Annotated in this window: 20 protein-coding genes; 18 read left to right on the top strand and 2 right to left on the bottom strand. The window is 67.6% G+C overall.

Going from position 1 to position 24,005, the window contains the following annotated elements:
* Positions 1–124: 124 nt before the first annotated feature.
* The 10 genes from ACEN9G_RS30455 to ACEN9G_RS30410 all read left to right on the top strand — a co-directional run bounded on the left by ACEN9G_RS30455 (position 125) and on the right by ACEN9G_RS30410 (position 11,307).
* Entirely contained in the window at positions 125–919 is a 795-nt protein-coding gene (locus ACEN9G_RS30455) for a hypothetical protein (RefSeq protein WP_483127468.1), read from the top strand.
* Positions 920–932: 13 nt separating this feature from the next.
* Entirely contained in the window at positions 933–3,149 is a 2,217-nt protein-coding gene (locus ACEN9G_RS30450) for a penicillin acylase family protein (RefSeq protein ID WP_483127467.1), read from the top strand.
* A 98-nt stretch (positions 3,150–3,247) separates the two neighbouring features.
* Complete coding sequence (locus ACEN9G_RS30445) at positions 3,248–3,799, top strand: thymidine kinase (RefSeq protein ID WP_413343096.1); 552 nt, start codon at positions 3,248–3,250, stop codon at positions 3,797–3,799.
* 12 nt (positions 3,800–3,811) lie between these two features.
* Positions 3,812–4,372 (top strand): hypothetical protein, encoded by a 561-nt coding sequence (locus ACEN9G_RS30440; protein WP_413343098.1) that lies wholly within the window; start codon positions 3,812–3,814, stop codon positions 4,370–4,372.
* A gap of 165 nt (positions 4,373–4,537) precedes the next feature.
* Entirely contained in the window at positions 4,538–6,802 is a 2,265-nt protein-coding gene (locus ACEN9G_RS30435) for a carboxy terminal-processing peptidase (protein ID WP_413343100.1), read from the top strand.
* Positions 6,803–6,991: 189 nt separating this feature from the next.
* Complete coding sequence (locus ACEN9G_RS30430) at positions 6,992–7,879, top strand: PEP-CTERM sorting domain-containing protein (protein ID WP_483127466.1); 888 nt, start codon at positions 6,992–6,994, stop codon at positions 7,877–7,879.
* A 141-nt stretch (positions 7,880–8,020) separates the two neighbouring features.
* Positions 8,021–9,211, top strand: a complete 1,191-nt coding sequence (locus ACEN9G_RS30425; protein WP_413344264.1) for an acyl-CoA dehydrogenase family protein — start codon at positions 8,021–8,023, stop codon at positions 9,209–9,211.
* 8 nt (positions 9,212–9,219) lie between these two features.
* Entirely contained in the window at positions 9,220–10,380 is a 1,161-nt protein-coding gene (locus tag ACEN9G_RS30420; RefSeq protein WP_413344263.1) for an acyl-CoA dehydrogenase family protein, read from the top strand.
* Positions 10,377–10,847, top strand: a complete 471-nt coding sequence (locus ACEN9G_RS30415; protein ID WP_413344262.1) for a MaoC family dehydratase — start codon at positions 10,377–10,379, stop codon at positions 10,845–10,847. The genes ACEN9G_RS30420 and ACEN9G_RS30415 overlap by 4 nt, the downstream gene beginning before the upstream one ends.
* Positions 10,840–11,307, top strand: coding sequence for a MaoC family dehydratase (locus ACEN9G_RS30410; protein WP_413344260.1), 468 nt, complete (start codon positions 10,840–10,842; stop codon positions 11,305–11,307). The genes ACEN9G_RS30415 and ACEN9G_RS30410 overlap by 8 nt, the downstream gene beginning before the upstream one ends.
* A gap of 4 nt (positions 11,308–11,311) precedes the next feature.
* Here ACEN9G_RS30410 and ACEN9G_RS30405 read toward each other — a convergent pair whose 3' ends face one another.
* Entirely contained in the window at positions 11,312–12,244 is a 933-nt protein-coding gene (locus ACEN9G_RS30405; protein WP_483127465.1) for a diguanylate cyclase domain-containing protein, read from the bottom strand.
* Positions 12,241–16,716, bottom strand: a complete 4,476-nt coding sequence (locus ACEN9G_RS30400) for a PAS domain-containing protein (RefSeq protein ID WP_483127464.1) — start codon at positions 16,714–16,716, stop codon at positions 12,241–12,243. The genes ACEN9G_RS30405 and ACEN9G_RS30400 overlap by 4 nt, the downstream gene beginning before the upstream one ends.
* A gap of 329 nt (positions 16,717–17,045) precedes the next feature.
* On the opposite strand from ACEN9G_RS30400, the gene ACEN9G_RS30395 reads away from it, so the two are divergent.
* From ACEN9G_RS30395 to ACEN9G_RS30360, 8 genes are all read left to right on the top strand, one after another.
* Positions 17,046–18,752 (top strand): GspE/PulE family protein, encoded by a 1,707-nt coding sequence (locus ACEN9G_RS30395; RefSeq protein WP_160409818.1) that lies wholly within the window; start codon positions 17,046–17,048, stop codon positions 18,750–18,752.
* Positions 18,753–18,761: 9 nt separating this feature from the next.
* Positions 18,762–20,009 (top strand): type II secretion system F family protein, encoded by a 1,248-nt coding sequence (locus tag ACEN9G_RS30390; RefSeq protein ID WP_413344219.1) that lies wholly within the window; start codon positions 18,762–18,764, stop codon positions 20,007–20,009.
* 10 nt (positions 20,010–20,019) lie between these two features.
* Positions 20,020–20,505 carry a hypothetical protein gene (locus ACEN9G_RS30385; protein ID WP_483127463.1) on the top strand — a complete coding sequence of 162 codons (486 nt, stop codon included), beginning with the start codon at positions 20,020–20,022 and terminating at the stop codon, positions 20,503–20,505.
* Positions 20,477–21,070, top strand: coding sequence for a type II secretion system protein (locus tag ACEN9G_RS30380; RefSeq protein WP_413345418.1), 594 nt, complete (start codon positions 20,477–20,479; stop codon positions 21,068–21,070). Before ACEN9G_RS30385 ends, ACEN9G_RS30380 begins: the two co-directional genes overlap by 29 nt.
* A gap of 221 nt (positions 21,071–21,291) precedes the next feature.
* The gene (locus ACEN9G_RS30375; protein ID WP_413345420.1) at positions 21,292–22,239 is read left to right on the top strand and encodes an agglutinin biogenesis protein MshI; all 948 of its coding nucleotides are present in this window, start codon (positions 21,292–21,294) and stop codon (positions 22,237–22,239) included.
* Positions 22,236–22,907, top strand: a complete 672-nt coding sequence (locus tag ACEN9G_RS30370; RefSeq protein ID WP_483127462.1) for a PilN domain-containing protein — start codon at positions 22,236–22,238, stop codon at positions 22,905–22,907. Before ACEN9G_RS30375 ends, ACEN9G_RS30370 begins: the two co-directional genes overlap by 4 nt.
* Complete coding sequence (locus tag ACEN9G_RS30365) at positions 22,904–23,611, top strand: hypothetical protein (protein ID WP_483127461.1); 708 nt, start codon at positions 22,904–22,906, stop codon at positions 23,609–23,611. The genes ACEN9G_RS30370 and ACEN9G_RS30365 overlap by 4 nt, the downstream gene beginning before the upstream one ends.
* Positions 23,596–23,994: a hypothetical protein gene (locus tag ACEN9G_RS30360; protein ID WP_483127460.1), complete on the top strand. Its 399-nt coding sequence runs from the start codon at positions 23,596–23,598 to the stop codon at positions 23,992–23,994. Before ACEN9G_RS30365 ends, ACEN9G_RS30360 begins: the two co-directional genes overlap by 16 nt.
* Positions 23,995–24,005: the final 11 nt, after the last annotated feature.

Genomic DNA, 24,005 nt, shown 5'->3' with positions numbered 1-24,005 from the left:
CGATCCGGCCGATGCTGCCATTCAACATGCATGACGCGTGCCGGCCGGCGGCGCATGGTGTAGCATGCGGGGCGATACGCCCGCGGCCGCCATCGCCGCGGCAGGAAACATGCAAGGATACATTTTGAATATCACGATCAACGAGGAACTCCGCTCTTTCATCGATCCCCTCACTCCCGTCGAATACGCCGCACTCGAACGCAGCCTGCTGGCCGACGGCTGCCGCGACGCGCTCGTGCTGTGGCGCGACGTCCTGATCGACGGGCATAACCGCTACGACATCTGCACGAAGCACGGCATTCCGTTCCGGACGGTCAACAACGACAAGTTCGACTCGCTGGAAGACGTCATGCTGTGGGTGATCGACAATAACCTCGCGCGCCGCAGCGTGTCCGACTTCCAGCGCGGCATGCTCGCGCTGCGCAAGAAGGAAATCGTCGCCGCGCGCGCCGCCCAGCGTGCCGCCGAGGCGCCGCCGGACCAGCCGGCGCCGGAACCTGCCGACGATCCGGTCGACCCGCCCTGGAGCACGCGCGAGGATGTGGCCAAGGCCGCGCGCGTGTCGGCCAACACGCTGAGCCAGATCGAGCGCATCCGCAAGACGGCGGCGCCGGAGCTGGTCGACGCCGTGCGCAGCGGGACGATTTCCGTCAGCGCCGCCGCCAGCGTCGCGTCGCTGCCGCCGGAAGCGCAGGTCGCCGCCGTCGCCGGCGGGCGCAAGGAGCTGCAGCAGGCCGCGCGCCATGTGCGCGAACAGAAGGCGGGCGCCAAGCCGAAGAAGGAAGTCGTGCCGGATTCGCCGGAAGACCAGGTGAAGGCCTTGCGGGCCCAGGTCGGGGAATTGAAGGACCGCGTCGCCACCTTGATGACGGAAAACGAAGTGCTGCGCCAGAAGCTCGCCGCGCTCGGCGGCGCCTGATCGAGGCGTTCCCATGACGTCGTCCCGCGCGACCCTGGTCGCTATCGCCTGCGCCGCGCTGTTCGCGCTCGTCCAGCCCGTGGCCGCGCATGTCGCCACGCAGCCGCATGCCGCTGCCGCATCCTCCGAGCGCGCGCGCATGCGGGCCCAGGCACGGCGCGTGACGATCCTGCGCGACAAATGGGGCATCCCGCACGTCTTCGGCAAGACCGATGCGGATGCCGTGTTCGGCACGCTGTACGCGCAGGCCGAGGACGATTTCAACCGCGTCGAGCTCAATTACATCAACGCGCTGGGGCGGCTGGCCGAGGTCGAGGGCGAGAAGGAGATCTGGCGCGACCTGCGCATGAAGCTGTACGTCGACCCGGCCGAGCTGAAGGCGAAGTATGCGGAGAGTCCGGCATGGCTCAGGAAGCTGATGGATGCGTACGCGGATGGCTTGAACTGGTACCTCGCCACGCATCCGCAGGTGAAGCCGAAACTGATCACGCGTTTCGAGCCGTGGATGGCGCTCGCGTTCAGCGAGGGCAGCATCGGCGGCGACATCGAGACCATCGACCTGAAGGCATTGCAGGCGTTCTACGGGACGGCACCGGCGCCCGCCGTGGCGCTCGCCGACAAGGGCTTCGATCCGGAGCCGCGCGGCTCCAACGGCTTCGCCATCGCGCCGCGCCTGACGGCCGGCGGCCACGCGCTGCTGATGATCAATCCGCACACGTCGTTCTATTTCCGGCCCGAGATCCACATGGCGAGCGGGGAGGGCCTGAACGCGTACGGTGCCGTCACATGGGGCCAGTTCTTCATCTACCAGGGGTTCAACGACCGCGTGGGCTGGATGCACACGTCGGGCGGCGGCGACGTCATCGACGAGTACCTGGAAACGGTGGAGCGGCGCGACGGCCGGTTCGTCTACAAGTACGGCGCCGGCGAACGCGCGGTGCGCGCGAAGACCATCGAGCTGCCCTATAAAACCGCGAACGGCATGACGACGCGCACCGTCACGGCGTACTTCACGCACCACGGTCCCGTGATCCGCGCGCAGGACGGCAAGTGGGTCGCGGTGCGCATGATGGACGACCCGATGCACGCGCTGATGCAGTCGTACGGCCGCACGAAGGCGCGCGACTACGCGGCGTTCCGCAAGGTGATGGACCTGCGCACGAATTCGTCGAACAACACGGTCTACGCGGATGCCGACGGCAATATCGCCTACTTCCACGGCAATTTCATCCCGCGCCGCGATCCGCGCTTCGACTGGACGAAGCCCGTCGACGGCAGCGACCCGGCCACGGAGTGGAAGGGCCTGCACGACGTCGGCGAGACGATCACGGTGTTCAATCCGGCGAGCGGCTATATCTCCAACACGAACAACTGGCCGTGCACGGGCTTCGGCGCGAGCAGCCCGGATTGCTCGAAATATCCGGCCTACATGTGGTCGCTGCCGCAGAATCCGCGCGGCGTGCACGCCGAGCGCGTGCTGCACGATGCGCGCGACTTCACGCTCGACGGGCTCATCGCGAAGGCGTATGACAGCTACCTGACGGCGTTCGAACCGCTCGTCCCGGCCGTCGCCAAGGATTGGGATGCGTTGCCGGACAGCGATCCGCGGAAGGCGAAGCTGGCCGACCAGGTGGCGCTGCTGCGCGGCTGGGATCTGCGCTTTTCGACGGCGTCCGTGCCGACGTCGCTTGCCGTGTACTGGGGCCAGGCCATGGTCGCGCAGGCATCGACCCGCGCGAAGGCGCAGCATGTCCCCGTGATCGAATTCGTGCAGACGCGGCTGACGCCGCAGGAACGCCTGGATGCATTGGGGCGCGCGAGCGACAGGCTGCAGGCCGATTTCGGCAGCTGGAAGACGCCGTGGGGCGAGATCAACCGCTTCCAGCGCCTGTCCGGCGCCGTCGACCAGCAGTACGACGACAACAGGCCGAGCTTGCCCGTCGGATTCACGTCCGCCAACTGGGGCTCGCTCGCGTCGTTCGGCATGACGGCGCAGCAGACCACGAAGCGCATCTACGGCGACCGCGGCAACAGTTTCGTTGCCGCGGTCGAGTTCGGCCCGCGCCTGCGCGCGAAGAGCATCCTGGCCGGCGGCGAGAGCGGGGATCCGGCGTCTCCCCATTTCGCGGACCAGGCCGCGATGTACAGCCGCGGCGAATTCAAGGACGTGCTGTACTACAAGGAAGATATCGAAAAACAGCTCGAGCGCAAATACCATCCGGGCGAGTGACGGCGGCCCGCTGCGCTGGCGCCGCGGCATGCCGGATTGCCGGCGGGATTGTTATAATCCTCGGATCGTACAACGGCTTTCCAGGGCAGGACAGGGCAGTGGCAAAACTCTATTTCAGGTATTCGGCAATGAACGCGGGCAAGTCGACGTCGTTGCTGCAGGTGGCGCACAACTATGAGGAGCAGGGCCAGAAGGTCCAGCTGTACACGGCCGCCATCGACGACCGCTACGGCATCGGCCAGATCACCTCGCGCCTGGGGCCGCAGCGCCAGACCGACGTGTTCGACAAGACCACGAATTTCCTGGACAAGGCGCCGGCCGTGTCCTGCGTGCTGGTCGACGAAGCCCAGTTCCTGACGAAGGAGCAGGTCGTGCAGCTGCACCAGCTGGCGCAGGTGCGCGGCGTGCCCGTCATCTGCTATGGCCTGCGCAGCGATTTCCGCGGCGAGCCGTTCCCCGGCTCCGCGCACCTGCTGGCGCTGGCCGACGATATCGAGGAAATCAAGAACATCTGCACGTGCGGGAAAAAGGCGACGATGAACATCCGGGTCGATCCGGAAGGACGCCGCATCCGCGAAGGCGAGCAGGTCAGCATCGGCGGCAACGAGAGCTACCGCCAGGCCTGCGCCCGCTGTTTCTACCTGGGCTGACGCGCCGCGGCCATGTCCTGGCTTGCGGGCTGCGCCCCCCATCTGCCCGCCTGGGCCTGCGGCCTGGGCGAGATGCTGCTCTATCTCGTGCCGTCCCTCGCGCTCGCGTTCCTGATCTGGATGGTGACGCGGGCGCACCCGGCCTTCTTCCTGTTCAGCGCGGTCGGCACGTTCTGCCACGAGCTGGCGCATTTCTCGGTCGGGCTGCTGCTGGGCGCAGAGCCCGTCGGTTTTACCATCATCCCGCGCCGCAACGGGCGCGTGTGGGAGCTCGGGTCCGTCTCGTTCGCCAACCTGCGCTGGTACAACGCCGCGCCGGCGGCGCTGGCGCCTTTCCTCGTGCTGCTCGTACCCGTCACCGTGGCCTGGTGGCGCACCCGCGCCCCGTGGCACTTCGGCCCGGCCGACCTGGCGCTGACCCTCCTGCTGGCACCGCAGTTCCTGTCGTTCTGGCCATCGCCCGTCGACTGGAAGCTGAGCGCGCGCAGTTGGCCTTATCTGTTGATCATCGCGGCGGGCGGCCTGGCTTACTGTTGGTTTCAAACCAGTTTGTTTCGATTTGTAAAAGCGTAGGCCGGCGGGCGCCAAGAAGACTTAAGCTCGGCTGAAGACGCGAACAAGCCGGCTCTGCGCCGCCGCGCTATCCTGTAAAATGGGTTGCATCCGCCGCTGCGTCGGCGCGACTGCCGGCCCTCCCGCCATGCAGTCGCATGAATATTCCCGTCCGGAGAACCAAGAATGAAGAAGCAGTTGTTGACGGTCGCGCTGGCGTTTGCCATGTCGGCCCACGTGGTCACGGCGCAGCCCGAGAAGGTTGCCGCGGTCAAGACCGACACGGCCCCCATCGTCCAGATCAAGCCGGCCCCCGCCCAGACCCAGGCCGCCCTGTGGGCATCGCGCGTGCTCGCGCGCTACCACTACAAGGCGACGCCGCTGGACGACGCGATGTCCGCGAAGATCTTCGACGCTTACTTCAAGGCGCTCGACAGCGAGAAACTCTACTTCACCCAGGCCGACATCGACAGCTTCGCGCCCGTGCGCGCCAAGCTGGACGATGCGATCAACAATGAAGACCTGACGGTCCCTTTCCAGATCTACAACGTCTACCAGCAGCGCTTCTTCGACCGCATGACGTATGCGCGCGAGCTGTTGAAGGGCAAGTTCGATTTCAGCACGGACGAATCGCTGCAGATCGACCGCGAGAAGGCGCCGTGGGCCAAGAACGAGGACGAGGCGAAGGACCTGTGGCGCAAGCGCGTCAAGAACGACTGGCTGCGCCTGAAGCTCGCCGGCAAGGACGAGAAGGCGATCCGCGAGACGCTGGACAAGCGCTACGAGGGCTACCAGAACCGCCTCAAGAAGCTGAACAACGAAGACGTGTTCCAGATGTTCATGAACGCGTACGCGATGGCCATCGAGCCGCACACGAACTACCTGGGTCCGCGCTCGGCCGAGAACTTCGACATCGCCATGCGCCTGTCGCTGGACGGCATCGGCGCCGTGCTGCAGTCGCGCGAGGACTACACCGTGATCCGCGAGGTCGTCCCGGGCGGCCCGGCCGACAAATCCGGCAAGCTGAAGGTGGGCGACCGCATCGTCGGTGTCGCGCAGGGCAATGGCCCGTTCACGGACGTGATGGGCTGGCGCATCGACGACGTCGTGCAGCTCGTGCGCGGCGAACGCAACTCGACGGTCCGCCTGGACGTGCTGCCGGCCGACGCCGGCCAGGACGGCAAGCACACGACCATCTCCCTCGTGCGCCAGAAGATCAGCATGGAAGAGCAGTCGGCCAAGAAGAAGATCATCGAGGTCACGGATAACGGCGTGAAGCGCCGCATCGGCGTGATCCAGCTGCCGACCTTCTACCAGGACTTCGAGGCGCGCCGCAAGGGCGACAAGGACTTCAAGAGCGCCACGCGCGACGTCAAGCGCATCCTCGGCGAACTGAAGAAAGAGAAGGTCGACAATGTGCTGATCGACCTGCGCAACAACGGCGGCGGTTCGCTGATCGAGGCCGTCGAGCTGACGGGCCTGTTCATCGACAAGGGCCCGGTCGTGCAGCAGCGCAGCGCCGAAGGCCGCGTCGAAGTCGAAAGCGACACGGATGCCGGCCTGGCCTGGGACGGCCCGATGGGCGTGCTGATCAACCGTGGTTCGGCATCGGCGTCGGAAATCTTCGCCGCCGCGATCCAGGATTACGGTCGCGGCATCATCATCGGCGAGCCGAGCTTCGGCAAGGGCACCGTGCAGACGCTGATCAACCTCGACCGTTTCTCGCAGAACGACAAGATGAAGTACGGCGAGCTCAAGATGACAATCGCCCAGTTCTTCCGCATCAACGGCGGCACCACGCAGCTGCGCGGCGTCACCCCGGACATCAAGTTCCCGGTCACGTCCGATGACGACAACTTCGGCGAAGCGTCCTACGACAACGCGCTGCCGTGGGTCCAGATCAAGCCGGCGACGTACATGCCGTCCGGCGACCTGAAGGAGCTGTTCAACCCGCTGCAGAAGAAGCATGATTCCCGCGTCGCGAAGGACCGCGACTTCCTGGACATCGAGCAGGACATCGCCGAAGCGCTGAAGGTCCGCAAGGACAACCTCATCTCGCTGAACGAGACCGTGCGCCGCAAGGAGCGCGAGAACCAGGAAGCGAAGGCCCGCCTGCGCGAATCGCGCCTGGCCGGCAAGGACAATCCGGACGAGCCGGTGTCCGGTCCGGGCAGCAAGGAGCAGCGCGGCAAGGTGCCGACGCCGACCAGCCCGAAGAAGACGAATGTCGTGCTGAAAGGCGCGGCGAGCGCCGACGACGGGCTGCAGGGCGACGAGCGCAGCCTGACGGCGGAACTGGCCGCCGAGAAGGCCGCCAAGAACGCCAAGGACGTGTATCTGCAGGAGGCCGCCCACATCCTGGCCGACGAGGCCGGCATGTTGAAGGCCGACACCCGCATGGCGTCGCGTGCGATGCCATACATGTCGATGTTGAAACAACCTGGGAACTGATTGGTTGTTAAATGTGAAATAGCCGCCGGTTAAGCGCTCATCCTTACCGGATGGCCGAAGGCGAGGCTCCCCTGGGAGTCTCGCCTTTTTTTATGCCGTTCAATTGAAAATTGGATTTTTTACAGGTGTGCTACAGTCACTCAGCAGTTAATTTAACAATAACTTTATGAACTGAGCAAGGAGTTCAATATGACAACTCGTTACCTCATCGCGGCGGCTCTGCTGGTCGGGAGCGCATGCGGAGCCCAGGCAGAAGTGGTCTCGGGGAACCAATCGGGCTTCCTGTCCGGATGGACCGGCGGGAACGGCGCGGACGTGGTCAGTTCGGGCGTGCTGGCGAACGGCACAAGCCTGGTTGGCGGCGCCGCCTACGGCAGCGGCAACCTGGCCGAAACCCTGTACCAGAAGGCCAGCGCCAACGTCGGCCAGAGCGGTGCCCCGGTCAAATTGACGTATTCGCAGGGCATCGAAGGCACGTATCTGCTGAGCACGAGCAATGCGAGGCTGGCGGCGATGCTGGGTAACGGCATGGCGGTGGTGTCCACGAGCGACGGCAAGGTCGTCACGGTCGGCCAATCGGGCAGCGTGACGGTGGGCAACGGTGGCGGCTTCGGCGGCGGCTTCGGCAACGGCGCGATTGGGGGCGGCGCGCCGGGCGGCGGCAATGCGTCCGGCGGCGGCAGCGCATCCAATAGCGGCGGCGCGTCCGGCGGCGGCACGGCGGTGGCCGGCGGTGGTTCCACCAAGGGCGGCGGCTCGACGAATGCGGGCAACGGCGTCGACGGCGCCCCGTCCGGCAATTACAACAATGGGAACGGCGCGACGGTGATCACGCCGGCGGCCGGCGGCCAGGAGGGCGGCGCCATCGTCCAGCTGCCGATCCCGGCGCAGAACAGCCATGCCGGCGGCAGCGCCGGCAACGGCGGCGGCATCGGCGGCATCGGCGGCATCAGTGACGATGTCGGCGTGGGCCTGCCGGCCGCGCCCGCGGCGGCCGTGCCGGAACCGTCGTCGATCGCCCTGATGATGGCGGGCATGCTGGGCGCGATGGGCATCGTCCGTCGCCGCAAGCGCTGATCGCCAGGCTACGCGGCAGCACGAACGCCCCCGCCCGCGCGGGGGCGTTTGCATTTGGGCCGCGCGCTTCTTGCCGGATGATTTCGGGTACAATCTTTTGAACGGTCGTGCTTTTTTGGCCGGCATAACAAAGGAGACAACATGGACCTGACCTATACCGGCGACGACCTGGCCTTCCGCGACCAGGTGCGTGCCTTCCTCGAGGCCGAACTGCCGGCCGACCTGCGCCACAAGGTGGCCAACCACCTGCGCCTGCACAAGGACGACTACGTGCGCTGGCACCGCATCCTCGCGCGCCGGGGCTGGGCCGCGCCCGGCTGGCCGCGCGAGTACGGCGGCCCGGGATGGACGCCCGTGCAGCGCCACATCTTCGAGGAGGAATGCGCCCGCGCCGGTACGCCGCCCGTGCTGCCGTTCGGGGTGAACATGGTCGCGCCCGTCATCATGGCGTTCGGCAGCGAGGAACAGAAAGCGTATTACCTGCCGCGCATCCTGGCGTGCGAGGACTGGTGGTGCCAGGGCTATTCCGAGCCGGGCGCCGGGTCCGACCTCGCGTCGCTGAAGACGACGGCGGTGCGCGACGGGGATCACTACATCGTCAACGGCCAGAAGACGTGGACGACGCTGGCCCAGCACGCCGACATGATCTTCTGCCTCGTGCGTACCGACCCGGCCGTGCGCAAGCAGGAGGGCATCTCGTTCCTGCTGGTCGACATGCATGCGCCCGGCGTCACCGTGCGCCCCATCGTCATGCTCGACGAGGACCACGAGGTGAACGAGGTCTTCTTCGACAACGTGCGCGTGCCCGTGGCGAACCTCGTCGGCCAGGAAAACCGCGGCTGGACGTATGCGAAATATCTGCTGGGCCACGAGCGCACGGGGATCGCGGCCGTGGGCCGGTCCAAGCGCGAGCTGGCCCGGCTCAAGGCGCTCGCCCGGCGCGAGCGGAAGGACGGCGCGCCGCTGCTGCGCGATCCGCTGTTCGCGGCGAAAGTGGCGGACCTCGAGATCGAGCTGATGGCCCTCGAGATGACGGTGTTGCGCGTGCTGGCGCAAGCCGACAGGGCGCCGGGGCCGGAAGCGTCCGTGCTGAAGGTGCGCGGCACCGAGATCCAGCAGCGGCTGTCGGAACTGATGGTCGAGGCGGCCGGCCCGCTGGCGCTGCCGTTCGACCCGGCCTACCTGGAAGGCGAGCAGGCGCACAGCGCCATCGACGACGACTTCGCCGCGCCGCTGCTGCCGCATTACTTCAATTTCCGCAAGACGTCGATCTACGGCGGCTCGAACGAGATCCAACGCAACATCATCTCCCAGATGATCCTGGGCCTGTGAGGAAAGACATGGACTTCAACTTCAAGGAAGAGCAGCTGCAACTGGCGGATGCGCTCAAGCGCTGGATCGCGCGCGACTACACGTTCGAGGCGCGCCGCGCCATCGTCGGGTCGCCGGCCGGCGTATCGGATGCCGCCTGGGCCACGCTCGCCGAGCTCGGCCTCACGGCACTGCCGCTGCCGGAAGCGCAGGGCGGCTTCGATGGCGATGCCGTCGACATGTTCGTCGTGATGCAGGAACTCGGCCGCGGCCTCGTGGTCGAACCGTATTTCGCGACGATGTTTGGCGCCGAGTTCCTGCGTCGCGGGCGTGCGCATGAAGCGCTGCTCGAACGCGTGGCCGCGGGCGACCTGAAGCTGGCTTGTGCGCTGGGCGAGCGCCAGTCGCGCCACGACCTGCGCGATATCGCAACGCGTGCCGCCCCGGATGGCGCCGGCTGGCGCCTGAACGGCGAAAAGAAGGTCGTGCTGCACGGCGCGCAGGCGGGCGTGCTGATCGTGTCGGCCAGGACGGCCGGCGCGCAGCGCGACGAGGACGGCATCACGCTGTTCGCGGTACCGGCGGACGCGGCGGGCGTGGTCATGCGCGACGTGCGCATGCTGGACGGCCAGCGTGCGGCCGACGTGCTGCTGAGCGACGTGACGGTCGGCGCGGATGCCGTGATCGGCACCGTGGGCGCAGGCTGGACCATCCTGGAAGCGGCGGCCGACCATGGCGCCGGCCTGCTGTGCGCGGAAGCGTTGGGTGCGATGGATGCGCTGTTCGGCGCGACGCTCGACTACCTCAAGACGCGCCAGCAGTTCGGCGTGCCGATCGGTAAGTTCCAGGCCTTGCAGCACCGCATGGCCGACATGTACGTGCATCTGGAGCAGGCCCGTTCGATGGCGCTGCTGGCCGCCGTGCGCCTTGCCGATGATGCGCGCACGGGCAATGCCGCCGAACGCCGCCGCGCGGTCGCGGCCGCCAAGTACCGCGTGGGCCAGGCCGCCCGCTTCGTGGGCCAGCAGGCGATCCAGCTGCACGGCGGGATGGGCGTGACGGACGAGTTGCCGGCGTCGCATTATTTCAAGCGCCTGTCGACGATCGAGCTGACGCTGGGCGATTGCGACCATCACCTGGCCCGCTTCATCGCGCAGCCGGGCTTTTACGATGACGAGGAGGCGGCATGAAGGCGTACTGGTACTTCGAGGATTTCGAACCCGGCCAGGACATCGACCTGGGCACGCGCACCGTCACGGAAGACGAGATCGTCGCGTTCGCGCGGGAGTTCGATCCGCAGCCGTTCCACCTCGATCGCGGCGCGGCGGCGGAGTCGATCTTCGGCGGCGTGATCGCCAGCGGCTGGCACACGTGCGGCATGATGATGCGCATGGTCGTCGACGGGCTGCTGAACCGCTCGGCCAGCATGGGCTCGCCCGGCCTGGACGGCGTGCGCTGGCTCGCGCCGGTGCGCGCGGGGGACACGCTGAACGTGCATTACCGGACCACGCGGGTGAAGGCGTCCGCGTCGAAGCCCGACCGCGGCGTCGTCTGGTCCACGTGGGTCGCGATCAACCAGCATGGCGAGACCGTGTGCACGGTCGAAGGCATGGGCATGTTCGGGCGCCGGCCCGGCGCGGAGGCTCGCCATGGCTAGCGCCCTGCACGAAGTGACGGGGCTGGACGCGCTGCGCGGCCTCGTCGGCACGGAGCTGGGCCGGTCGCGCTGGTTCGAGATCGGCCAGGACCGCATCGCCACGTTCGCCGACGCCACCGACGACCACCAGTGGATCCACATCGATCCCGCACGCGCGGCACGCGAATCGCCGTTCGGCGGGACCGTGGCGCACGGCTTTCTCACCCTGTCGCTGCTGCCGTCGATGCTGTCCGACGTGCTCGTCATGGCCGACGCGAAGCTGGTCGTGAACTACGGCTTGAACAAGGTGCGGTTTCCCGCGCCGGTGCCGGCCGGCAGCCGCGTGCGCGCGGCGATCGTGCTGGCGGCATTGGACGATGAACATGGATCGAGCCAGCTGACGCTCGACGTCACGGTCGAACGCGAGGGCGGCACGAAGCCCGTGTGCGTGGCCGAATTCCTCGTGCGGCGCTACGCGTGAAAAACTAGGCGACGCAGTCGGCGCCGCCCAGCCGGTAGCGGTTACGGCCCTCGGCCTTGGCCTGGTACAGCAGGGCGTCGGCCACCTGGATCAGGTCGGCCGGGATACTGTGCTCGCCCGGCACCATGCAGGCGATGCCCATGCTGGCGGTCAGGCGGGAGGCCGTGGGCGATGCGGCGTGCGGGATCGCCATCTGCTCCAGCTCCGTCATCAGGCGGTGCGCCACGCCGGTGGCGCCACGGCCGTCCAGCTGCGGCAGCAGGATCGCGAATTCCTCGCCGCCGTAGCGCGCCACGAGGTCCTGCGTGCGCGCGGCGGCGCGCCGCATCGCGGTCGCGAACTGCACGAGCGTCGCGTCGCCGGCCTGGTGGCCGTAGTGGTCGTTGTACAGTTTGAAATGGTCGATGTCGACGAGGATCAGCGCCACCGGCAGGCCCGCGCGGCCGCAGCGGCGCCATTCGGCATCGAGGCGCTCGTCGAAGGCGCGGCGGTTCGCGACGCCGGTCAGGGCGTCCGTGAGGATCAGCGCGCGCAGGGCGTCGCGCTGGCGCTTGACGGTCAGTTGCGTGCGCACGCGGGCGCGCACGACGGCGGCGTTCACCGGCTTGCTGATGAAGTCGGCCGCGCCGGCGCCCAGTGCGCGCGTCTCGTCCTCGGGCGACTTCAGCGCCGTCACGAAGATCACGGGGATGTCGCTCGTCTCGGGCGCCGCCAGCAATTCCTTGCAGACGGCATACCCGTCCATGCCGGGCATGACGGCGTCCAGCAGGATCAGGTCGGGCTGCTGGGTACGGGCGATCTCGAGCGCGCGCGGACCGTCCATCGCGAACAACACCTCGTGCTCGTCCTGCAGGGCGCCGTGCAGGATCTGGATGTTTTCCATTGCATCGTCGACCACCAGGATGCGGCCGTTGACGGCCATGTCGGTCCAGCTCATGCATCTTCCTTCGTATCCAGTAGCGTCCGCACCAGCTGCGCGGCCTCTTCGAAGCGCAGGGTCGCCACGGCATCCGCCAGCGGGGCCACCTGGCATGGTTCGAGGCGGGCGAGGGCGGGGCGCAGCGTCTCGAACTGCGCGATCGCTTTCATGTTGTTATTGTGGAGCAAATCGAGGAGCTGCGCCAACTCGCGCTGCAGGATAGCGCTATCTTCCGGCACCGCGGCCGGCGCGGGCCTGGCCTCCGGTGCGGGAAGGTCGCGTGCCGCCTCCAGCACGATGGACAGCGCGGCGCCGAGACGGGCGAGGCGCAGCGCGAGCGCCGCCTCGTCCTCGCTGCGCAGCGCCTGTTCCAGCTCCAGCGCCTGGCTCGCCACGTCCGTCGCGCCCAGGTTGGCGGCCACGCCGCGCAGGCGGTGCGCGGCCTGGCCCGCCCTGGCGCGGTCGCCGGCGTCGAGCAGGGCGCGGATGTCGGCCACGGCGCCGCCCTGCGAGCTTTCGAAGCGCCTGAACAACGCGGCGAAGTTGGCGAAATTGCCGCCGAAGCGGGGCAGCGTCGCCTTGAGGTCGATGCCGGGCAGGTAAGCCGGCACGGCCAGCCCGGCGGCGAGCGCCGACTGCGCCGCTTCGGACGGTGACGCTGCCGGCCGGCCCGTGACGCGGACCAGCATGTTCACCAGTTCGTCCACGTCGATCGGCTTGGCGAGGTAATCGTTCATGCCCGCGGCCAGCGCGCGGCGGCGGTCCTCGTCCAGTGCGTTGGCCGTCATCGCGATGATCGGCAGCCGGTCGAGCCCCATCGCGCGGATCGCGTGGGTCGCCTCGAAGCCGTCCATCACGGGCATCTGCAGGTCCATCAACACCGCGTCGTAGTGCGCCGCGCAGTTGGCCGAATGTTCGGCGAGCATGCTGACGGCAACGCGGCCGTTGGCGGCGAAATCGACGCTGGCGCCCGCGTGCACGAGCACGTAGTTCGCCACTTCCTGGTTGAGCAGGTTGTCCTCGACGACGAGCACGCGCATGCCGGCCAGGCGCCCGGCCAGCGGCGTCGGGCGTCTGCTCGGCGGCGCGGGCGCGCCGCTGTGCAGTTCCGCCAGCGCGTCGGCCACCGCGCCCGGCGTGAACGGCTTCGCGAGCACGGCGTCGATGCGCAGGTCGGCCGCCACGGCGTCGAGGCGTTCCCGTTCCGGATCGGCCGCGAGCAGCGCGCAGCGGGGCAGGGCAATCGCCTGGTCGGCGCGCGCGAAGGCGATGACGGACGCGCCGTCCAGGTCCGCCAGGACGCTGTCGATGAACGCGACGTCGAACGGGCCGGCGGTGCGCAGCAGCGCGAGCGTGTCCGCGCCGCTGGCGGCCGTCTCGACGTGCCAGCCGCGGCCCGCGAGCAGGGCGGCCAGCGCGGCGCGGCTGCTCGCGTTGTCGTCGGCGACGAGGACGCGCAGCGGCGGCATCCCGGGCTGTGCGGGCGCGGCGTCGCCGGCGACGCGGAACGGCGCGCTGAAGCGGAACGTGGCGCCCCGCCCGGGCACGCTGTCCACGCGCAGGTCGCCGCCCATCAGGCGCACGAGGCGGCGGCTGATGGCGAGACCCAGGCCCGTGCCGCCGTACTTGCGGCTCGTGGACGTGTCGGCCTGCGAGAAGGCCTCGAACATGCGCTGCTGCTGCTCGGGCGGGATGCCGATGCCGGTGTCGCGCACGGTGAACGCCAGCGCATCCGGGCCGGCCGGTTCGATGGTGAGCACGACTTCTCCCCGTTCCGTGAACTTGATCGCGTTGCTGACGAGGTTGAGCAGCACCTGGCCGAGGCGCATCGGGTCGCCCACGAGGCGCGCCGGCACGTCGGGGTGGACCGCGAACACGGGTTCGATGCCCTTGTTCCACGCGCTCGTGGCGGACATCGCGGCGACGCTGGCGAGGACGTCGTCCAGCGCGAACGGCGTCTGTTCGAGCACGAGCTGGCCCGCTTCGACCTTCGAATAATCGAGGACGTCGTTCAGCATCGACAGCAGCGATTTCGCGGCCATCTGCATGCGCGCCACGTAGCCCCGCTCGCGCCGGCCCAGGTCGGCCTCCTCGAGCAGGCGCGCGAGACCGATGACGGCGTTCATCGGCGTGCGGATCTCGTGGCTCATGTTGGCGAGGAACTCGCCCTTGGCGCTGCTGGCCGCTTCGGCCGCGCGCAGCGCTTCCTCCAGGCGCGACTGGGTACGTTTCAGTTCCGTGATGTCCGCGTGCAGCATGTAGAAGCCCTGTACGCGGCCGTCGGCGTCGAAGTCGGGGATGTAGCTGCCCCATGCCTGGATCACCTTGCCGGAGCCCTTGCGGTGCAGCCTGCGCTCGAAGAACTGCCGCTCGCCGCGCAGCACGGCCTCCATGTGCGGCATCACTTCGCGGACTTGGTCTTCGTCCACGAGTTCGACCATCGTGTGGCCGATGACGTCGGCGGCGTCGCGCTCCAGCCAGTCGAGATAAGGCTTGTTGGCGAAGCGGCAGCGCAGGTCCGCGTCCCAGTAGCCGACGAGCGCGGGCAGGTGGTCCGTCACGGTGCGGATCATGCGTTCGCTTTCTTCCAGGCGGCGGCTGGCGGCCCGGAGGGCGGCGGCCGTCTCCACGCGCGCGGTGATGTCGCGGATGGTGCCCTGCACGATGCCGCGGCCGCCGATGTCGACGCTGTTCAGCAGCACGTCGGCGTGGAACAGCGAGCCGTCGCGGCGGCGGTAGATCCACTCGAAGCGGTTGCCGCCCGTGTCGAGCGTGCGCCGCATCGCCTCGTGCCACAGCTCGTCCGAGCGGCGGCCGTTCGGCTGGCATTCGGGCGAGCTGCTGGCCGGCGCCATCGCGAGGAATTCGTCCGCGCCCGCGCAGCCGAACAGGTCGATCGCCGCCTGGTTGGCGCTGATGAAGCCGGCCCCGTGGGCGATCAGCACGTGGGCGTCGCCCGAGCCTTCGAACAGCGCGCGGAACATCACCTCGTTGTCGCGGTTGCGCTGTTCCTGGCGCTTGCGCTCCGTGATGTCGAGGACGACGGCGTTGATGCCGACCAGGTCCCGATCCCGCCCGTACACCGGGTAGTAGCTGCAGATCCAGTGGCGCATGATGCCCGGCTCCGCGGGCGATTCCCCGCTGTCCTCGACGTCGATCAGCGGCCGCCCCGTCGTCAGCACGTGGCGGTAGGGCCGTTCGATGTGGACGCCCCGTTCGCCCAGCAGGTCGGGCAGGGTGTGGCCGATGTGGGCGCTGGCCGGGAGCGCGTTCACGGCCGCCAGGTAGTCGTTGATCATCACGACCTGCAGGCTGCGGTCGAGGAACGCGAGCCCGACCGGTGCCGTCGCGTACACGGTCGCCAGCATGGCGGAGGAACGCTGCAGTTCGTCGGTGCGCTCGGCCACGAGCGATTCCAGGCCGGCGCGGTATTGTTGCAGCTCGCCTTCGACCTTGCCGAGCGCGCGCGCGACGGTCGCCGCCTCGCGGATCGCCAGCGGCGGGATCACGAGCGCCTCGCCGCGGCCGAGGGCCGCTGCCGGCTCGGTCAGGGCGCGCACCGAGCGCGCGATCGCGTCGCCGATGCGCCAGGCCAGGCCCAGGCTGACGGCCAGCATGACGGCGATCCACGCGAGCGTCGTGGCGGGATCGGGGCCGAGGATCTCGCGCGCGGCGTGGCGCGGGAAACCGATCGCCACGGCCCAGTCGTGGCCCAGCGTGCGCGCATAGGCCGAGTACATCGCCTGCGGACCATGCGCCGTCAGCTCGACGATGCCGACCGGCCTCTTGGCCACCGCCTTGATCAGATCCGGATGCATCCTGTCGCCGATCCCGTGCGGTATGTGGCCGCGGTAGGCGACCAGCCTGCGGTTGTTGTCGAACACGATCGCGCTCCAGCGCGCCGGCAGGTTCTGGTTCGCGAGCAGTTCCTGCAGGCGGCGTGGGCGCAGTTCGACCGTCACCGCATACGCAACCTTGCCCTCGCGCCAGACCGGCACGGTGATCGAGATCACCCAGGGCTGCGTGGCGTCGCCCCGGTGCAGGCCGGACGTGACGGCGTCGCCTTTGGCGAAGACGGCGCGGATGTCGGCCTCGTTGCCGCGCGGCGGGAGTATGCTGCCGACGGCGTGGCGCGTGTCGAGGAGGACTTTGCCGTCCGGCGCGCTGACCGCGACCGCATAGGCGGGGAATTCGGGGCGCAGCAGCCGGCGCGCGGCCGTGTGGAACGCGGCCAGGTCGCCTCTGGCGAGATTCGCCTGGTTGGCCAGGGTGCGCGCCGCCGTTTCGCCGTTGGCGAGGTCGCGGTCGACGGCCGCGGCCAGCGCGCGCGCGATCATCTCCGCATCCTCGGCGACGTGGACCCGTTCGCGCTGGTCGGCGTCCCTGGCGAACACGATGTAGCCGATCAGGATCGGCAGGGCGCACGCCAGGACGAGCGTCACGAGCTTGGCGCGTATGGAAGGGAGAGAACGACGTTGTAACAGCTGCACAGCAAGCTCCGCGGATAATGCGCAGCCCAGGCGCCTTGCCAGCATGGTAGCCCAGCAGCCACCTCGTGTAAATTCGGGGTCAGAGCACATTTTGGGCAGGTGCCGCAGCCGCAAGTGCCTGTTTTATCGCAGATTTAACGCCGCGCGTCGGGGAAAAAGTGGACCTGACCCCGAATCTTGGCAACATTTGTTTCTTGCATGGCATGCAGGAGTGACATGGAGTCGCGCGGACGAGACGTTTTGCCTTACGTAAAGTCATTCTCCATGTTAATTTTTCGTTCCTCTGGAATACAATGAAGGACTAGTCCTACATTGATCGAAGAGGTGGTATGGCCCGGCCCGAAAAAGTCCGACTTGGCGAAATCCTGGTGCAACAAAAGCTGTTGTCGGAAGACCAGCTGAACCAGGCGCTTGCCGACCAGAAACGCACGGGCCGCAAGCTCGGCCGTGTGTTCGTCGAGAGCGGTTTCGTCACGGAAGAGCAGATCTCGGGCGCGCTGGCACGCCAGCTGGGCATCCCTTACCTCAACCTCAAGTTCTACAACATCAACCAGGACGTCGTGCGCCTGCTGCCGGAAACGCAGGCGCGCCGCTTCCGCGCGCTCGTGCTGGAAGACCGCGGCGAGACGATGCTCGTCGGCGTCTCCGACCCGACCGACCTGTTTGCCTACGACGAGATCGCGAGACTCCTCAAGAAGGGCGTCGAGCTGGCGGTCGTCAACGAGACCGAAGTGCTGCAGGCGATCGACCGCATCTACCGCCGCACGGGCGAGATCACGGGCCTGGCGCGCGAGCTCGAACAGGACCTGGGCGACACGACCTCCGTCGACTTCAACGCGCTGTCCGCCAACTCCGGCCTCGAAGAAGCGCCGGTGGTGAAACTGCTGCAGTCGGTGTTCGACGACGCGGCCCAGGTGCGCGCGTCCGACATCCACATCGAACCGCAGGACGGCCGCCTGCAGATCCGCTTCCGCATCGACGGCGTGCTGCACCTGCAGACGGAAGCCGACATCAAGATCGCGACGCCGCTGGCGCTGCGCCTGAAGCTGATGGCGGACCTGGACATCTCGGAAAAACGCCTGCCGCAAGACGGCCGCTTCGCCGTCAAGGTGCGCGGCCAGCGCATCGACGTCCGTATCTCGACGATGCCCACGCAGTATGGCGAATCCGTCGTCATGCGTCTGCTGAGCCAGGTGGGCATGAACTTGCGCCTGGATGCGATCGGCATGCCGGCCGCGCTGGTGGAACGCTTCCGCGCCATCGTCCAGCGGCCGAACGGCCTCGTGCTCGTGACGGGACCGACGGGTTCCGGCAAGACGACCACGCTGTACAGCGCCCTGGCCGAGCTGAACTCCGTCGAGAAAAAGCTCATCACGGTCGAGGACCCGATCGAATACCGGCTGTCCGGCATCAACCAGGTGCAGGTCAACGACAAGATCGAGCTGAATTTCGCGCGCGTGCTCCGTTCCGCGCTGCGCCAGGACCCGGACATCGTGCTCGTCGGCGAGATGCGCGATCAGGAGACGGCGCAGATCGGCCTGCGTGCCGCCATGACGGGCCACCTCGTGCTGTCCACGTTGCACACGAACGATGCGGCATCGACCCCGCTGCGCCTGATGGACATGGGCGTGCCGCGCTACATGGTGAGCGGCTCGCTGCAGGCCGTGCTGGCGCAGCGTCTCGTGCGCGTGATCTGCGAAAGCTGCTCCGAGCCGTACCAGCTGCCGGCGCCGGAACGCGCCTGGCTGCGCGCCGAACTGGGTGACCGCGCCGAAACGGTGCCGTTCTTCCACGGGCGCGGCTGCTCGCACTGCAACGGCACGGGCTACCGCGGCCGCACGGGCGTGTATGAACTGCTGGAGATGACGCGCGCCGTCAACGAAGCCGCCAACCACCCGGACCCGTCGCACTTCCTGAAGGTGGCGCATGCCGAGATGCGCGGCGAGACCTTGCGCCGCAGCGGTGTGCGCCTCGCGATCCAGGGCCGCACGACGGTGGCGGAAGCCATGCGGATCAGCAACCAGATGGAAGACTGATAGACATTCATGCCGTTCTTCGCCTACAAGGGCCGCAACGCGCGCGGCGAATTGATGCAGGGGGTGCTGGAAGGCGCCGACAGCAGCGCCGTCGCCGACCAGCTGTTCGGCACCGGCGTCACGCCGCTCGACATCACCCCGACCACCCGCAAGGCGACCACGCCGGGCAACGCCGCCGGCGCGAACGACAGCCTGTGGGAGCGCCTGACGCGCAAGAAGGTCACGTCGATCGACGTGCAGCTGTTCAGCCGCCAGATCTACACGCTGCTGAAGTCGGGCGTGCCGATCATGCGCGGCCTGGCCGGGTTGCAGGAATCGGCGACCAATAAAAGCTTCGCGCGCGTGATCCAGGACCTGCGCGAGTCGCTGGACGCGGGCCGCGAACTGTCGACCGCGATGCGCCGCCACACGGAATGCTTCACGCCGTTCTACCTGTCGATGGTGCGCGTGGGCGAGATGACGGGCCGCCTGGAAGAAGTCTTCCTGCGCCTGTTCGACCACCTGGAATTCGACCGCGACATGCGCGACCGCGTGAAGACGGCGATGCGCTATCCCACGTTCGTCATCATCGCGATGATCGCGGCGATGGTCGTGGTGAACGTGTTCGTGATCCCGCAGTTCGAAAAGGTCTTCAAGAGCTTCCACGCCGAGCTGCCGCTGATGACGCGCATCCTGATCACGACGTCGCGCTTCACCGTCGAGTACTGGCCCGTGATGCTCGGCGCCGCCGTGGCAGCCTTCTTCGGTGTGCGGACGTGGACGCGGACCGTGTCCGGCCGCCTGGCGTGGGACCGCTGGAAGCTGCGCTTCCCCATCGCCGGCAAGATCATCCACAAGGCCACGATGGCCCGCTTCGCGCGCAGCTTCGCGCTGTCGATCCGCAGCGGCGTGCCGATCGTGCAAGCCCTGTCGGTCGTCGCGCAGACGGCCGACAATGCCTACCTGACCATGCGCCTGGACCAGATGCGCGACGGCGTCGAGCGGGGCGAAAGCATCCTGCGCACCGCGACCAACGCCCAGGTGTTCACGCCGATCGTGCTGCAGATGATCGCCGTGGGCGAGGAATCCGGCTCGCTCGACGACCTGATGGACGAGATCGCGCAGATGTACGAACGCGAGGTCGACTACGAACTCAAGACGCTGTCCAGCCAGATCGAGCCGATCCTGATCACCTTCCTCGGTGCGATGGTGCTCGTGCTGGCGCTCGGCATCTTCCTGCCGATCTGGGACCTGGGCAAGGCCGCCCTGCATCATTGACGAGGCATCCATGATTCGTGTGAAGACAACCCGCGGTTTCACCCTGTACGAATTCGCGATCGTCGCCGCCATCACGGCGGCGCTTTCCACGGTGCTGCTGCACCGCCTGGACGGGTACCGCCGCGCGGCCGAGGACGCGGCGGCGCGCCAGACCGTGGCCGCGCTGCGCACGGCGCTGCAGGTCGAGGCGGCCCGCCATCCCGACAGGCTCGCGGCGCTGGCCGGACAGAATCCGATGCGCCTGCTGGCCCGTCCGCCGGCGGATTATCTTGGCGAATTCGCACTATCCGGGCAGGGTAGTGTGGCACGAAACGGGTGGGTGTTTGACCCACGCGACAAAACCCTTGTTTATCTCACCTCGGAACGAGAAAGATTTGCTTCGGGCAAATCGAAATTGCCCGCGTTCAAGGTAGAATTCACTCATACACCTGCTGACGCAGGGAAACAAATGATGAGCCTTGCATTGAATGAAATCGATACGCAAGGCGGTCGTTAATCAAAACCCATGCGGCCGGGAACGCCGCACCTACATCGGAGAGAGCATGAAAGTAAGTATCAAGAACAATGCGCAGGGCGGCTTCACCTTGATCGAATTGATCGTCGTGATCGTTATTCTGGGCATTCTGGCTGCGACGGCACTGCCGAAGTTTGCCAACCTGGGTAGCGATGCCCGCGTGGCCAGCCTGAATGCTGCGAAAGGTGCACTCAGCGCGACGGCGGCAATGGCGCATGGCAAGTTCATGGTCGATCCGACTGTCACGTCGAGCAAGCAACTTACGGTCGAAGGCGTGACGATGAACATCAACACCACGACCGGCTATCCGGTGGCGGACAGCAATCTCGCGGAGGCGGCCGGCATGAAGGACGGTGTCGACTATAAGGTCATCGCGACGGCGGCTACGACGGGTACGAATGCTTCGGGTGCTTCGATCAAGCTCGTACCGCAGAGCCTTGCGGGCACGACCAACGAGGCGAACTGCTACGTCCAGTACACCGAGGCGACGACGGCGGGCGGCGCACCGACGATCAAAGTGAACGGCACGGCAGCCAACTGCAACTAAGCGTTTTTACGCTTGATCAATCGGGACCGCAATGCACGGTCCCGATTGTCGTTTACGAGCCGATTGCAGCGTATAGACCACACCCCATTAGTAGTTCCGCACGGAAAACCAAATATATTCTCCCAGAGTAAAAATTTGGTATCGGAATTTCCTACCGCTTGAATATAATCAAGCCTCTATCGCACTTATCTCGACCAAGTCACGGATAACCATCGCCACGCATGGGTTTTTTCAGTAAAGCACAGAACAATGCAGCCTGGCTGGCCATGGTGCCGCAGCGCGACGGGATCGCGGCGGCCAGCGTGCGCCGTGGCGCGGACGATGGCGCGAAGCCGGCCGTGACGCATGCCGTCTTCTTTCCCGGCGCCCCGTCTGCGGACAGCCTCGACAAGGCCGCGAAGGAGATGCACAGCGCGAGCTACCGCTGCACGACGGTGCTGGCCGGGGGCGACTACCAGTTCATGTCGGTCGAATCGCCGAACGTGCCGCGCGAGGAGCTGAAAAGCGCCATGCGCTGGCGCCTCAAGGACATCCTCGATTTCCCCATCGACGACGCCACGTTCGACGTCCTCGACGTCCCGCTCGACCCGAATGCCGTCGTGCGCCCGCAGCAGAGCGTGTTCGCGATCGCGGCGCGCAACAGCATCGTGGCCGCGCGCCAGAAGATGTTCAACGCGGCCAAGGTGAAACTGCGCGCGATCGACATTCCCGAAATGGCACAGCGTAACGTGTCCGCGCTGCTGGAGCAGGACGGCCGCGGCATCGCGCTGCTGTCGTTCGGCGAGGACGGCGGCCTGCTGACCGTGTCGTGGCGCGGCGAGCTGTATCTGTCGCGCCGTATCGATGTCACGCTGGCCCTGCTGCTCGACGACGACCACGACCGCAAGCACCAGGCCTTCGACAAGATCACGCTCGAACTGCAGCGCTCCCTCGACAACTTCGAGCGCCAGTTCTCGTTCATCAGCGTGGCCAAGCTCGTGCTCGCGCCGATCGGCGCCACGGGCCTCGACGAATACCTGTCGGGCAACCTTTACACGCGGGTCGAGACGCTCGACCTGGCCGACGTGCTCGACCTCGAACGCGTGCCGGACCTGGCCGACCCGGGGCGCCAGCAGCGCTTCTTCGTGCCTATCGGCGCCGCGCTGCGCGTGGAGGAGGGCGCGGCATGAGCCAGCAGATCAACCTGTTCAATCCCGCGTTCCAGCCGCAGAAGAAGATCTTCTCCGTCAACGCGATGGCCGGTGCGCTCGGCGTGCTGGTGCTGCTCGTCGTCGGCACGGGCGTGTACGCCAAGGTGCGCGTCGCGCAGTTGGAAGCGAGGGTCGCGCGCGGCGAGGAGCAGGTGCAGGCCGCGCAGAAGCGCCTGGAAGCCGCCACCGCCGAATTCGCACCGCGCACGAAGGACGGCCGCCTCGAAGCGGAGGTGGCCGCGGCCCAGGCCGAGCACGATGCGCTGCGGCGCGTGGCCGACGTCATCCAGCGCGGTGACCTGGGCAATACCGAAGGCTATGCCGAATACTTCCGCGCGCTGGCGCGGCAAAGCGTCGACGGCCTGTGGCTGACGGGCGTGACCATCACCGGCGCCGGCACGGAGATCGGCGTGCGCGGGCGCGCGCTCGACCCCGCCCTCGTGCCGGGCTACCTCGCGCGACTGCGCAATGAACGCGTCCTGCAGGGCAAGCCGGTGGGCAGCATGCAGATCGGCCAGGCCGCCACCGTCAAGGTGCGCGATGCCGACGGCAAGGAGTCCGATGCGCCCGCGCCGTACGTCGAATTCAGCCTGCAGTCGGCGGCCGCCGGTGCGGCCTCGACGCCGGTCCCCGGAGGCCAGCCATGAAGCGCCGCTGGCTCCAGTTCGCGGCGCGCGTGGAAGCGCTGCAGCCGCGCGAACGCATCATGGCATTCGGCGCCGCCGTCGTCGTGCTCGTGTTCCTCGCGAATACGTTCGTGTTCGCGCCGATGTCGCGCAAGGAAGCGGCGCTGCGCTCGACGCTGCAGCAGCAGACCATCACCATCGGCGGCATCGCGGCCGACATCGAGGGCAAGGCGCGCGCGTACGGCAACGATCCGAACGAGGCGCTGCGCAAGCATCTGGGCGAATTGCGGGCCGAGACGGCGCGCACGAGCGACGAGCTGCGCACGATGCAGAAAGGCCTCGTGCCGCCGGAACGCATCGCGCCGCTGCTGGAGGCGATCCTGCGCGCGAACGGGCGCCTGAAGCTCGTGTCGCTGAAGACGCTGCCCGTGTCGACGCTGACCGACGGCGCGGCGCCGGCACCGGCGGCCGTGCCGGCAGCGGCGTCGGCCGCCCCCGCGCCGCCGCCTGTCGTCAAATCGCCCGACCTGCTGTACCGGCACGGCGTCGAACTGACGGTGCGCGGCAGCTATCTCGACATGGTCGACTACATGCAGGCGCTGGAGACGCTGCCCACCCAGCTGTTCTGGGGCAAGGCGCAGCTGGATGCGGAAGCGTACCCGAACGTGCGCCTGACCCTGACGCTGTACACCCTGAGCCTGGACCCGAAATGGATGAAGCTGTGATTCCGACGACGATGAAGCCGGCCCTGCGCGCCGCATTCCTTGCGCTGCTGCTGGCGGGCGGCGCCCACGCGCAGCCGCTGCAGGACCCGACGAAACCGCCCGCGGCGGCGACGCCGGTCGCGCTGGGTCCGCAGGCCATGAGCAGCGGCCCGCAGCTGCAATCGATCCTGATCGGGCGCGCGGCGGGCGGGCGCCACGTGGCCGTCATCGATGGCGAGACGGTGCGCCAGGGCGAGAGCTTCCGCGGCGCGAAGGTCGTGCGCATCCGCGAGAACGAGGTGGAACTGGTGCGCGGCGGCGAACGCCAGGTGCTGCGCCTGTACGCCGAAGCCGAAGGCGGCATCAAGGGCGACCACGCCGCCACGGTCACCGTGCGGCGCTGACAGAGGATGAG

This window comes from Massilia sp. Masssp94 (genome assembly GCF_059491305.1).
Note: the sequence above shows the minus strand (reverse complement) of the source record. Positions and strands in the feature narration are given on the sequence as shown.